Source organism: Secundilactobacillus angelensis (genome assembly GCF_012641075.1).
GTDB lineage: Bacteria > Bacillota > Bacilli > Lactobacillales > Lactobacillaceae > Secundilactobacillus > Secundilactobacillus angelensis.
Genome location: NZ_JAAXLJ010000097.1, coordinates 1 through 313, shown reverse-complemented (window position 1 = coordinate 313; position 313 = coordinate 1). Strand labels below are relative to the sequence as shown.

Genomic DNA, 313 nt, shown 5'->3' with positions numbered 1-313 from the left:
GCCTGTCCCATCAGTCGTTGGCGTCGTTTCGATAACGGCTACCGTCTTGTCGCCATCGGACCAGTTCTTGGTAACTTCAGTAACTGCTCCGCTGCCATCAACTTTGGTATCAGTCGTTCCGCCTTCTGGATCAGTCGTCGTAGTGACGTTGTAGTAATCCTTAGGGTCGACTGAGACACCGTCGCCGTTGGCTGACTTGAAGTAGGAAACTGTTCCATCGCCTGTGACATGTTCACCAAGGCCTGGAGTGGTGTTGGTATCCGTCCCAGTCGTGTCATGCGTCATCGTCACACCTGGATTATCGTTCGTAACT

Annotated in this window: 1 protein-coding gene; it reads right to left on the bottom strand. The window is 52.7% G+C overall.

Features of this window, described 5'->3' with window-relative positions; genetic code table 11:
- Positions 1 to 313 (bottom strand): hypothetical protein (locus HC026_RS12525; RefSeq protein ID WP_168926222.1); only part of this gene is annotated, 313 nt, incomplete at both ends.